This window comes from Winogradskyella sp. UBA3174 (assembly GCF_002364335.1).
Classification (GTDB): Bacteria; Bacteroidota; Bacteroidia; order Flavobacteriales; family Flavobacteriaceae; genus Winogradskyella.
On record NZ_DEXW01000054.1, the window covers coordinates 1 to 12,332 of the forward strand.

General features: G+C 33.7%; 11 protein-coding genes. 2 read left to right on the plus strand and 9 right to left on the minus strand.

Annotated features, from left to right (window positions below; genetic code table 11):
* Nucleotides 1-1,997, minus strand: a 1,997-nt coding sequence (locus tag B2U95_RS09835) for a choice-of-anchor L domain-containing protein (RefSeq protein WP_296315697.1), incomplete at its 3' end; no start/stop codon positions are given.
* A 262-nt stretch (nucleotides 1,998-2,259) separates the two neighbouring features.
* Between B2U95_RS09835 and B2U95_RS09840 the strand changes: the two genes are divergently transcribed.
* Entirely contained in the window at nucleotides 2,260-3,162 is a 903-nt protein-coding gene (locus tag B2U95_RS09840) for a NifU family protein (RefSeq protein ID WP_296315699.1), read from the plus strand.
* Nucleotides 3,163-3,283: 121 nt separating this feature from the next.
* The gene (locus B2U95_RS09845; RefSeq protein ID WP_296315703.1) at nucleotides 3,284-4,096 is read left to right on the plus strand and encodes a mechanosensitive ion channel family protein; all 813 of its coding nucleotides are present in this window, start codon (nucleotides 3,284-3,286) and stop codon (nucleotides 4,094-4,096) included.
* Here B2U95_RS09845 and tsaB read toward each other — a convergent pair.
* From tsaB to B2U95_RS09885, 8 genes are all read right to left on the minus strand, one after another.
* Nucleotides 4,093-4,764 (minus strand): tRNA (adenosine(37)-N6)-threonylcarbamoyltransferase complex dimerization subunit type 1 TsaB, encoded by a 672-nt coding sequence (tsaB, locus tag B2U95_RS09850; protein ID WP_296315706.1) that lies wholly within the window; start codon nucleotides 4,762-4,764, stop codon nucleotides 4,093-4,095. The two genes, B2U95_RS09845 and tsaB, sit on opposite strands and share 4 nt — an antisense overlap.
* A 14-nt stretch (nucleotides 4,765-4,778) precedes the next feature.
* Nucleotides 4,779-6,086, minus strand: coding sequence for an efflux RND transporter periplasmic adaptor subunit (locus B2U95_RS09855; protein WP_296315711.1), 1,308 nt, complete (start codon nucleotides 6,084-6,086; stop codon nucleotides 4,779-4,781).
* A gap of 2 nt (nucleotides 6,087-6,088) precedes the next feature.
* Nucleotides 6,089-7,531, minus strand: a complete 1,443-nt coding sequence (locus tag B2U95_RS09860; RefSeq protein WP_296315714.1) for a TolC family protein — start codon at nucleotides 7,529-7,531, stop codon at nucleotides 6,089-6,091.
* 52 nt (nucleotides 7,532-7,583) lie between these two features.
* Nucleotides 7,584-8,744 carry an efflux RND transporter periplasmic adaptor subunit gene (locus B2U95_RS09865; RefSeq protein WP_296315717.1) on the minus strand — a complete coding sequence of 387 codons (1,161 nt, stop codon included), beginning with the start codon at nucleotides 8,742-8,744 and terminating at the stop codon, nucleotides 7,584-7,586.
* Between the two features lie 22 nt (nucleotides 8,745-8,766).
* Nucleotides 8,767-10,026 carry an ABC transporter permease gene (locus B2U95_RS09870; RefSeq protein WP_296315719.1) on the minus strand — a complete coding sequence of 420 codons (1,260 nt, stop codon included), beginning with the start codon at nucleotides 10,024-10,026 and terminating at the stop codon, nucleotides 8,767-8,769.
* Nucleotide 10,027: 1 nt separating this feature from the next.
* Nucleotides 10,028-11,272: an ABC transporter permease gene (locus B2U95_RS09875; RefSeq protein ID WP_296315722.1), complete on the minus strand. Its 1,245-nt coding sequence runs from the start codon at nucleotides 11,270-11,272 to the stop codon at nucleotides 10,028-10,030.
* The gene (locus B2U95_RS09880) at nucleotides 11,265-11,966 is read right to left on the minus strand and encodes an ABC transporter ATP-binding protein (RefSeq protein WP_296315725.1); all 702 of its coding nucleotides are present in this window, start codon (nucleotides 11,964-11,966) and stop codon (nucleotides 11,265-11,267) included. Before B2U95_RS09880 ends, B2U95_RS09875 begins: the two co-directional genes overlap by 8 nt.
* Before the next feature lie 125 nt (nucleotides 11,967-12,091).
* Entirely contained in the window at nucleotides 12,092-12,331 is a 240-nt protein-coding gene (locus tag B2U95_RS09885; protein WP_296315727.1) for a hypothetical protein, read from the minus strand.
* Nucleotide 12,332: the final 1 nt, after the last annotated feature.

Below are 12,332 nucleotides of genomic sequence, written 5' to 3' on the forward strand. Positions count from 1 at the left end.
GGGTTTATGTCGGGTTGAGGGGATGCTGCGATAGAGAAAGCTATTGTATCAAAACACTCTTGAGTGTTTTCCGCTATACGAGCCCAAATGATTTGTGGATTAACAATATTTGTATAATTATTTGGTAAAGCACCTAAATTATCAATTGCATCTTGCTCTGTGAGGTGATAACTTACAACAAAAACTGTTGGGTCCTGAGCACCAAGAACATGATCATCATTTTCTGATAAATCAAATTCTACAAAACCACCACCAGCATCACAATCAATTAAATCTTGTGGTGCATTAGCTATTGGATTTGCTTTAAACTCTATTATTACAGAATCAGAAGATTGACATACTCCTGTAAATACAACATCAACCGTATATGTTCCTGCGACGTCCACTGTAAGTGTTGACGTAGTTTCTCCTGGTATTTCAACACCATCAAGGTACCAAACATGGTTTGCTGTAACTACTGATGTATCTAAAGTTATAGATGCACCTCCACATACTGCATTACCTGCAGCAATAGTAATATCATCTCCTAAATCACCACCTAAATCAAAACTACCTGCTTTTAAAAACACCCCAGAATCAAGTTGTGTATCTGTTGCATCTGCTACAACCAATTTAATAGTGTATTGTTCCCCTGGAATTACTGCTGACTGTGCTGTAAAGACAGCTGTTCTTCCATCAAAAGAAATTGGAGGACCGTTATTAGGTGTGTATTCACCAAAAAATTGTTCATTAATTGCAGGACAAAATCCATTAAATGGATGAATATTAGTTACTAAAATTGGCGTATTGGTACCAGGTAATACAGCTAAATTCGTAGTATTACCCATAGAATCCGTTAATAAAAAAGCAAAAGCATCTGAGAAATTACATTCAAAACTACCCATATCATATTCCTCTGAAGCCATTAGAAATTCAAAACTTATACTATCCGCTAATGGTGTGAAATCAAATTGAATAAATGATGCGTTGTTAGAGTTAATGCCTACCGCAGCATCTAATTCTAAATCTCCAGGCCATGCACCACTTCCTGCACTCATAGCATTATCATTTGGACCTCTTGCGGCACTTGCATCACCACTAGTTAGGAGCAAACCATCTTCAAACGGAAAATCAATACCATTACTAGTAAAATACCCTATACCATTTGGCTCTGTAGGACTAAAGTTAGTTCCTGTAGATGATATAATATTTGTAACTGTAGCACAAGGACTATTTACTAAAACATCTTCAATAAGCTGTTCTGGTGTAAATGTGTCTTGATCTACTACGACATTAGGACCTAAAACAAAAACTGTTATTGTTGTAGAAATTGAGCAACCCTGAGGGTTGTCATCGCCTACTGTTAAGGTTACGGTATACGTACCAGCAGTAGTAAATGTATTACTTACATCAGTGCCTGTAGCTGTATTTAAATCGCCAAAATCCCAATCATATGTAGCGTTAGTGCCATCAACTGTAAAAGTCGCACTGCCAGAAAAATCTACTGTATCCCCAGGTAATATACTCACTACACCTGAAGCGTTTGCTACTGGCATAGTACTATCTATTGATGGAGAAATTGTTTGACATGGTGTAGCACATAAGATATCAGCTTCCCAGCCATCTGCATTTCCTGAGTCGGAAGAGATAAACTCTACAGTAAGACAACCCGAAACATTTGCAGCAGATGCACTTATAGTGAATGGACCTACAGGACCGATAAATGAACCCAAAAGTGGTGCTGAAATATCATCACCATCATAGATATTCATTTCATCACCATTAAGACCTTGTTGCGTGGAAAACGCAATAAAATCTAATATTATAAATTCATTTGCATTTTGTGGACATATTGTAGTTACTAAATTCTCGTCATTACCATAAAAACCAAATTCCCCACCTGAATCATAAAATTTATCCGGAGAACAGCGATTAAACGTTCCGTTTTGCATAGATACGTCTTGTGAGTAACTCACCGTTGTTATAAAAAAAGCTAAGAAGTAAAATATCTTTTTCATGAGTAATTTATATTAACTCAACTGCTTTATGAAAATCACTAATAATGTTCAAAAAAACATCATAAACCCATAGTGATTTTACGTTTAGTTTTTCCAAACTAACTCAAATAAATACTAGCAATGGTATATTTATTTTAAGCGGTTTTATTTAATGAGGACGAAATTTAAACAAATTAAATGAATTGACTTAAGATTTTAGACACAAAACATAATCTAAAGGATGAACGTTTCCGATTGATATTTCATATTTTTGCAAAAAAAAATGTCGAAAACAAATATTTCTATAATACCGACTTCTAACGAAACTATTTTAAAATTTGAAGCTGACCGATTTTTAACAAATCATAACAGTTTCGAATTCAACAATATAGACGACGCAAAAGATTCGCCTTTAGCGCAAGAACTGTTCTATCTTCCATTTGTAAAAAAAGTATATATCTCTTCAAATTTTATTGCTATTGAGCGCTACGACATAGTAGAGTGGAAAGATGTACAGAACGAGGTTGCTACTCAAATTGAAGATTATTTATCTAAAGGTGGTATTATAGTAACTGAAGACGCTGCTAAACCTAAAGCAGCAGTTACTGTGTATGCTGAGAGCACACCAAACCCAGGTGTTTTAAAATTTGTTTGTAATAAGGTATTGGTTCCTAGTATATACGAATTTACTTCTATTGAAACTGCTAAACCATCACCACTAGCTACTGCTTTATTTCAATTTTCTTTTGTAAAGAATATTTTTATGGAAAAAAACTTTATTTCTATATCCAAATTTGATATAATTGAATGGGAAGAAATAACAGTTCAACTTCGTGAATTTATTAAATCTTATGTTGAAGAAGGTAAAACTATTTTAAATGACGATGCACCTAAAAAACTGAATAAAACAGAAGAAGCTATTGAGCAAAAATTTGAAGCTTTAGATGATATATCAAAAAAGATTATAAATATCCTTGAAGAATATATTAAACCGGCTGTTGAAAGTGATGGAGGTAATATAGAGTTTAAGTCTTATGATGCTGAGACCAAAAAAGTAGAAGTTTTATTGCAAGGCGCATGCAGTGGTTGCCCATCTTCAACATTTACTTTAAAAAGCGGGATAGAAAACACCTTAAAAGAATTACTTAATGATAATTCCATTACTGTTAATGCCATTAATGGATAATATCTATTAAATTTATAATCGCATTTAAATTGGGTTTCAAAATTAAATAATACACTTTAATATATTTTATTTAACTACTACTCGGTCTAAAATTTGCTGAGTAATTTATTAAAAAACCAACATGGACGCACAAAAATGGATTGACGCAGGTTACAACTTAATTATTGAATTCGGACCAAAGCTTATTGTAGCTATTCTGATATGGATAATCGGTAACTGGGTAATTAAAATGCTACTTAAGGGTCTAAGAAAAGTAATGGCAAAGGCCGATTATGGCGAGAGTTTAGAAAAATTCTTAATAAATCTTATTAATTGGGCTTTAAAAATCGTTTTAGTCATTGTGGTATTAGGTAGTGTAGGCATTGGAACAACTTCTTTTGCTGCTGTGCTTGCTGCTGCAGGTTTGGCCATTGGACTCGCTTTACAAGGATCTTTAGGGAATTTTGCTGGTGGTGTTCTAATTATGATTTTTAAACCTATTAAAATTGGCGACTTAATAGAGGCCCAAGGGGAGGTTGGTGTTGTAAAAGAAATAGAAATTTTTACAACCAAACTTATTGGCCTTTCAAATAAAGAAATAATTATACCTAATGGAGCATTATCTAATGGCAACATTATTAATTTTTCAACTGAAGGTACAAGAAGAGTTGATCTAGTCTTTGGTGTAGGCTACGATTCTGACATTAAAAGAACCAAAGAGGTCTTTAGTAAGGTTCTAGCATCCCATCCAAAAATTTTAAAAGAACCTGCTCCAACTATCGCAGTTTCAGAATTAGCAGATAGTTCTATTAATTTTGTAGTTAGACCTTGGTGTACTGTTGAAGATTATTGGGCGGTTTATTTTGAAATAACTGAAAATGTTAAAGAAGCTCTAGATACTGCTGGTATTGAAATACCTTATCCACATCAAGTAGAAATTAAGAAAAAAGGTTAAGCTTTTTTCTTTAAAGTCATAAAATCTTTTAAATAATAAGGTTCAAAATAAGCGACATTTTCGGTGTCGCTTATTTTATACTTTAATTCTGAAAGCTTAGACATTTCAGTTGCAGATGGTAATTTACCTTCCACAAAAATAGCATTAGGATGTTGTATTAACGTTTTTGTTTTTTCTACTCCGCTACCAACAAAATAAACTTTATGATGTTCTAAGAGCGAACTATAACTCTCCTCGGTTAATATTTCAGCTCTAATTTCTCTTTGCGCTTCGAAATTAGAATTATAAATAGCTGAATAAACTTCCATACGACGCGCATCTAACATAGGTATAATAAAACCGTCGTTAGCGCTTACTTGGTGTGCTAAACTCTCTAATGTATCAATTGCTATTAAGGGTTTATCTAGTGCATAACACAAACCTTTTGCAGAAGAAACACCAATACGCAAACCTGTATAAGAACCAGGACCTTTACTTACCGCTATAGCATCAATTTCTAAAGCTTCTATTTCTGCAGATTTTAATACATCATCAATAAACAGGTGTAACTTCTCAGCATGAGAATGCCCAGGAGTATTATCCTCTTTTAATATTAAAGTCTCCCCATCTTTAGATAGAGAGACTGAACAATTTGTTGTTGCTGTTTCAATATTAAGTACTAATGCCATTAGCAGTTGATCTGTTATCCTTCAGTTTCTTTACTTTCTGAAGTTTGTGATTTATTATTCTTTTCTTCAATTAAATCACCTGGATTAAGTGTCTTAGAAACTATATTGTATGGTCCTGTAATAATTTTATCATCTTTACTTAATCCTGAAACTATTTCAATATTGGTATCATCTTGGATTCCAGTTTTGACTACTCGTAATTTAGCTTTACCATTTTCGTTTACAAAAACACATTCAAATTTTTGTTCTACTTTTAGCCCATCATCATCATTCATGACTACCTTACTGTAAGGTTTTTTAGTAGAACTTGTATCAGATTTAATCACAATAGCACTTATTGGAACTGAAATTGCATCTTTACGTTGCTTTGTAATAATATCTACTGTCGCTGTCATCCCTGGTCTAAAAGGTGAGTATGTTTCTGGCTTCCCTTCACTTAAATCCTTGTAAGACTCTTCTAAAATTCTAACTTTTACTTTGAAATTTGTTACCTGATCTGCGGCTAAAGTTCCAGCAGCAGAATTAGCGATTTCTGTAACTATACCTCTAAATTCTTTCTTTAAATACGCATCTACTTCAACAATCGTAGAATCACCAATGTTTACTTTTACAATATCATTTTCGTTAACATCTACCTCAACTTCCATATTATTAAGGTTTGCAACACGTAATATCTCTGTACCAGCCATTTGCTGTGTACCAACCACACGCTCACCTAATTCTACACTCAATAAAGATATTGTACCGCTCATTGGAGCATAGATCGTGGTTCTATTCAGATTATCTTTGGCTTCATTCACCGTAGCAGCTGCACTTTGAACACTGTAATATGCAGACCTTTTTCCTGCTTCTGCAGTTTCGAAAGATGCTATAGCTCTATCCCAATCCGCTTTAGAAATTACCCCCTTTTCAAAAAGTGTTTTACTTCTATCGTAATCTGCTTTAGCTTGCTTTAACGAAGCTTCAGCTTGTTCTAAACCAGCTCTTACGTTTTGGTAAGACGCTTCTGATCTACTAACCGCAGACTGAATTAAATCCGGATTCACCCTCACTAACAAATCCCCTTTTTTAACTTCTTGCCCTTCTTTAAATGGCAATTCTAATATTTCCCCAGAAACTTCAGAAGATATTTTTACTTCGACTTCTGGTTGAATTTTTCCTGTTGCAGATACAGTCTCAATAATATCTCTAAGCGCTACCTCTTTTACAATAACTTGTTTAAAGTTTCCTTTTTTACCGAACCAACCCATTTTTGAACCTGCAACTAAAAGTACAAGTGCAAGAATGACAATTCCTATAATAATTTTTACTGTTTTACTCATAATTAAAATTTTAGATCAGTTGCAGGTATTCCGAAAAATAACTCTAGTACCTTTAACTTGAAAATGTAGTCGTATTTAGCTCGATTTAATTCAATATTAGCATTATCATATCTTAGTTTAGACTGACTAAAATCGAATGCATTTGTTAAGCCTACATCATAACGCTCCTTAGCGTATTCGTAAGCTAATTGTTGTGATTCTAAAGCTGTTTTAGCAGCTTCATAAGATTTCAAAGATCCTTTAGCGTCTACATAAGCTTGGTATACTGTAGATTCTAAATCTAACTCTGCTTGCTCTAATTGAAACTTTGAACGCTCTAAATTTACTCTATTTCTTTGCACATTACCTCTAACATTAAATCCGTTTAATATTGGGATACTTAACTGTAGTCCATAACCAATACCATCATTTTGATATAACTGATTTATAAATGGATCTGCAGCTGCCTCTGAAATAATTACATTTGGAAAATCACTTACAACGGCCTGCCCAGTGCCTTCAACCGTACCAATTTGTTGGGTAGATATTGGATTATCTGGGTCTACTGATTGGGAAAAAGATGTTGTATTGGCAAATCTTGTGTTATAACCAAAGAACGCAGACAATGTTGGCAGGTTGGCACCTTTAGCAATCTTTAAATCTATATTTGCTAATTCTACATTTTGTTCTGCTATTTTTATTTCAGATCTGTTCTGTTTTGCTGAAGCAATAATTTCAGAAATATTTTTATCGGTGATTCCTGTATCTACGATATCATAACCCTCATCTTCAATATCAAAGTTTTCGTAATCCTTTATAAGTAACAACTGCGCTAAACTTATTAATGAAATTTGAATATTATTCTCTGCATTAATAATTAATTGTTGCTCACTAGCGTCTGTAGCTTTAATTTCTAATAAATCACCTCTAGGTAAAGAGCCAGCGTCAACCAATTCTTCAGTTCTTTGAATTTGTTCTTTAGTTACTTCATTTTGTGCTTTTAAAACTTTTAGATTAGCTTTATTAAGTATAGCGGAAAGATAACCATTCGCTACAAAAAGTGAAATATCATCTTTCATTTTATCTAAGCGATACTGACTTGAAAGCTTAGAAATATCTGCACGTTGCAATTGTCTAAAGTTTCTTAATCCATTAAATAAAGTGTAACCTACATTAATGTTTCCCGAAGCAGAAAGAAATGTCGTTGTTTGTGCATTATTAGTAACAGGGTTAAAACTAAGACCTGTATTCTCAGAAACGCCACTACCAAGGTTAAGACTAGGTATAAAGTTACCTTGCGCAGTTAGTTTTTCTATATCTGCAAGTTCTATGTTTAGCTCACTATCCTTAATCGAAATATTATTCTCTAAAGCATAGACTACACATTCTGTAAGCGTCCATTTTTTATTTTGTGCCTGTGCAAAAACCCCAAAAAGAAGTAATGCTATGATGATTGATTTTTTCATAATGTCTATTTGTCTCTATAAATCTCTAAGTGTTACAATAAATTATAATTAATTAACGTCCACCATATTTTGGTACACCTTGTAATTGATTCCAAACCTTAATCTCATCTGTTTCTGAAATACCGCTTTTCACTTCAACAAAGATACCGTCACTAAGACCTAACTCCACTTCTCTTCTTTCAAATTTTTGGTCTCCGACAGCGATCTCAACAAAAGGCTTCTTCGTTTTAGGATCGTATTGAACTAGAGCTTCTTTAATAGCTAAAACATTATCTGCTCTATCTAAAATAATTGAAGCATTTGCACTTAATCCTGCTCTAATAAAAGTAGAGTCAATATTTTTTAGAGACCCCTTTATTGCAAATTGAATAGCTCCATTTTCTGCGACTCCTTTTGGAGCTATATAATCTAAAATAGCATCAAATTTTACGTTTTCAAGCGCACCAATAATTATTTCTAATGGTAAGCCTTCTTTAATTTTACCAACTTCACTTTCATCAATTTTTCCTTCAAAAATCATTTTTTTGATATCCGCTAAGGATGCAATTGAAGTTCCTTCATTAAAGTTATTTGCTTCAATTACTTGATTCCCTTCCTTTATTGGAACATCTAATACCATACCTGATACCGTGGCTCTTACTTGGGTCTGTGCAATATTACCCAAACCAGACGTCGTTCCTGTTTTGATAATATCATAGTTTTGACGCGATTGTGTAACGTCAATTCTAGATTGTTCTACACGTTGTTTTGCTTGTAGAAAAGTATTATTTACTTGGTCGAACTCGTTTGCAGCAATTACACCTTTATCGAAAAGTTCCTTTTGACGCTCATAAATAGCTTTTTGTGTCTTGTAATTAATTTCTGCTGTCTGCAATGCATTTTGGTTAGATGCAATATTATTTTTTGCGCTGGTTAAAGAAGATACATTAGGAATAACTCTAATCTTAGCAATTAAATCTCCTGAATTTACATATTGACCTGCTTCAATAAATACTTGCTCGATAACACCAGAGATATTTGGTTTAATTAATATTTCTTCTTTTGGAACAATACTACCAGTAGCCATCGTTTTTAGCACAATAGTTTGGTTCGAAGCTTTTTCAGTAGTATATGTCACTGGGTCTTCTTGGTTTTTATTCCATAGATATATTAAAGCTGTAGCAAATGCAGCTACAATGACTACAAGGGTAATAACGGTTGATGTGCGTTTCATGTATAATTATAGTTTTTCTAATTTATTCAATTCTTAAAGCATCTATTGGCTTCATTTTGGTTGCATTATTAGCCGGAATTAAACCTGCCAATAGTCCTGAAACAGTCAATAAAGTTATAGCTGTTATAATAACTTGCATACCTACACTTGGATTTATAAAATTCTGAACAGGCCCATTTTGTTCAATTAAATAGTTCAATAGCCAAATCATAGCTGCAGAAAATACGACTCCAGTCATACCTGAAATAATTGTTAGAATTAAACTTTCTTGCAGGATTTGTGATTTAATATTCCATGGCGATGCTCCAAGAGCACGCCTTACACCTATCTCTTTGGTACGTTCTTTTACCGAAATAAGCATTATATTACTAATACCAATAATTCCAGATAATAAAATAAGTGCTCCTACAAAATATCCGACTACAGATAGAATACTAAAAAGCCCTGATATCTTTTTAAACTCTAAAGACTGATCGCGATGTCCTAAAGCACGCATATCATTAGGATGAACGTTATGTCTCGCTTTTAGAAAACTAAATATAGATTCCTTGAGTTCTGTAATATCGAAAGCATCGAAAGCAGTTATAACCATATAATAAATTCGATCTCCTTGATTGAAGGCTTGGTTAAAAGTCGTAAAAGGAATAATTATAGCATTAGCCTCTTCCTCAGCATCCCCTTGACTATTTGGCTTTTTAAAGGTTCCAACCACCATAAAATTAACGCCATTGATTTCAATATAAGAGCCTATAACGGTTTCTTCCTTATCGTATAAACCTGCAATCACATCGACACCTATAACACAAACCTTTCGCTTAGCTTCTATATCAGAATAGCTCACAAAGCGACCCTCAAGAATATCCATGGGTTCTTGCTTAATATAATCTGGATAGTCGCCAAAAATTCCAAAAGCACCAATTTTAGTTCCTCTTATGACATTATTTCCTCCACGATAGCCTCCAAGCTTATTTCTTGGAGAAGCATACTTTATCTCAGGAAATTGAGTTTTTAATGCTTCAATATCATCTAACTTATAGCTAAAACGTCTGCGCCTTGGCAAACCTTTATAAGCTATTGAAGTACCTTGCGACCAAGTCAAAATAGAATTCGTGGCAAAATCACTAAACTCAACCGTTGCACCATTTTTTAAACCATTTGTTAAAGCTAGTAATAACACCAAAATGGTAATTCCCCAAAACACACCAAACGCTGTCAATAAGGTTCTAAACTTATTAGCAGTTAGACTCTCTAGTATCTCGTTCCAACGGTCTTTACTAAACATATTATTCGTCTTTTAGTGCTACAATAGGTTTTATTTTTGCTGCCCGATACGCAGGAATAAAACCTGCTAAAGTTCCTGCAGCTACCAATATAAAAACCGTAATAAGTGCTGTATAAAAATCTACCTGTGGGTATTTAATAAAATCACTTTCAATTGTTGGCCCTACAAACTCAAGTAGCCCAAGACCTATAACCAAGCCGAATAAGCCTGAGAACATCGTTACGAAAATAGATTCTTGTAAAATCATACCAATAATGGAAAGTGGTTCCGCCCCTAATGCTTTTCTTATGCCAATCTCCTTGGTGCGTTCTTTAACAATAATGATCATAATATTACCTACACTTACAATACCAGCTATGATTGTACCAATACCTACAAACCAAAAAATAGCCTTAATCATATCACTTAATGAATAGATTTTTTGGGCTTTTTCCAATGTATTGTCAACTCGTATCGCGGCTCTATCGTTTGGCGCAATGGTGTATTTTGTTCTGATGTCACTCTCAATACTTGCAACTAGGTTTTGTGAAAATGCAACAGTGTCATCAAAATTATCTAACATTGCAACGGTAAAAGACATATCTCTTATATCAGTACCTCCATTAAACGCAATTTGAGCTGAGGTCAATGGAATGAATACCTGGCTTTCTTCACGTTCTCCACCTGGATCGCCATAAACGCCTACAACCTTAAAATTAACGCCCTTTACAGATACTGTTTCCCCAATTGGGCTTTTACCCTTAAATAATTCGGTTTTTGTTTTATTGCTAACTACAATAATTTTTCGCGCTTCATTAATATCTCCTTCATTTATAAAACGTCCTTCCGTTATGCTGGCCTTTGCAATAAATTGGTAGTCTGGATCCACACCTCTAATGTAAAAATTTCCAAATTCGTTTTTATAAACTAATTGAGATCCCCAACTAGAATAACCGCCAGATTTGTATTCTAAATAATCGCCATAGGTATTAGAAATATTCTCGAAATCCTCATTTTTTAATTGGATACGCCTGTTAGGGTTAAGACCTTTGTATTGTTTTGTAGTACGGCCCGCTCTTACACTTATTTTATTGGTAGCATCTCCAGAAAACTTCTCTTTAACGCCATTCTGAACACCCGTACTAAACCCGAGAAGTACTATAAAGATAAAAATACCTGAAGCCACAGAAACCCCTGTAAGAATAGTTCTTAACTTATTTTTACTTAACGTCTGAAATATTTCTTGCCAACGTTCTATATCAAACATTTTGTTTGGCTCTAATTTGTTCTACTTTACTATCATCTATAATAACACCATCTTTTAGATTAACAATACGCTTAGTCATGTGTGCAATGTCATCTTCATGTGTAACTATTAAAATAGTTTTCCCTTCATCATTTATACCCTGTATAAGATCCATAACCTCATAAGACGTTTTACTATCTAAAGCTCCTGTAGGCTCATCTGCTAACAAAACCTTTGGATTACTAGCTAAAGCTCTTGCTATTGCTACGCGCTGTTTTTGACCTCCAGACATTTCACTTGGTAAATGGTGAGACCATTGTGCTAAACCCACTTTTTCTAAATAATGTTCAGCTTTTTCCATACGCTCTTGGCGCTTTAACCCTTGATAATATAATGGGAGCGCAACATTATCTAAAGCAGACTTATAATTTATTAAATTGAAAGATTGAAAGATGAATCCTAAAAATTTATTTCTGTACTGTGCAGCAATTTTTTCGTTTAAGTTCTTTATGGGAACACCATCGAGAATATACTGGCCTTGATCGGCCTCATCTAACATTCCTAAAATATTTAGTAAAGTAGACTTCCCTGAGCCTGAAGATCCCATTATTGATACAAGTTCACCTTCCTTAACATTAAAGTTTATTCCTTTAAGTACATGCAGAGAATTACTTCCCATTTGGTAAGACTTATGTAAATCTTTAATTTGAATCATAGTGTACTTAGTTTGCGCATGCAATTTTAAGCAAATCTATGAGTTCTTTATCCCAACAAATTGTTAAGACTTCCTTTTAGAAATACTCATGATTAAGACTATTTAAGATGAAAGATGTTACAGCCTTAATCTATATTTTCAGATTTAGTCGGCTTATTGAATTTTCTGTATACATAAAAACCTATAGAACCTACCAAAATATAAGGTATTGCCATAAGATAAACTATACCATTGTTTATACCTTCTGCAGCAGATTGATCTTCGCCACTTTCTAAAACAGCTCTGCACATAGCACATTGTGCCTCTACATCTAAAGTAAAGAAGACAGCTAATAATAGAAGTAATATGTTTAATTTAGTTTTCAAT

Bases quoted from the DNA above. Each gene is read 5' to 3' on its own strand.
- B2U95_RS09870 (WP_296315719.1), bottom strand. From the start codon at position 10,026: ATGTTTAGTAAAGACCGTTGGAACGAGATACTAGAGAGTCTAACTGCT.
- B2U95_RS09880 (WP_296315725.1), bottom strand. From the start codon at position 11,966: ATGATTCAAATTAAAGATTTACATAAGTCTTACCAAATGGGAAGTAAT.
- B2U95_RS09845 (WP_296315703.1), top strand. From the start codon at position 3,284: ATGGACGCACAAAAATGGATTGACGCAGGTTACAACTTAATTATTGAA.
- B2U95_RS09855 (WP_296315711.1), bottom strand. From the start codon at position 6,086: ATGAGTAAAACAGTAAAAATTATTATAGGAATTGTCATTCTTGCACTT.
- B2U95_RS09875 (WP_296315722.1), bottom strand. From the start codon at position 11,272: ATGTTTGATATAGAACGTTGGCAAGAAATATTTCAGACGTTAAGTAAA.
- B2U95_RS09865 (WP_296315717.1), bottom strand. From the start codon at position 8,744: ATGAAACGCACATCAACCGTTATTACCCTTGTAGTCATTGTAGCTGCA.
- B2U95_RS09860 (WP_296315714.1), bottom strand. From the start codon at position 7,531: ATGAAAAAATCAATCATCATAGCATTACTTCTTTTTGGGGTTTTTGCA.
- tsaB (WP_296315706.1), bottom strand. From the start codon at position 4,764: ATGGCATTAGTACTTAATATTGAAACAGCAACAACAAATTGTTCAGTC.
- B2U95_RS09840 (WP_296315699.1), top strand. From the start codon at position 2,260: ATGTCGAAAACAAATATTTCTATAATACCGACTTCTAACGAAACTATT.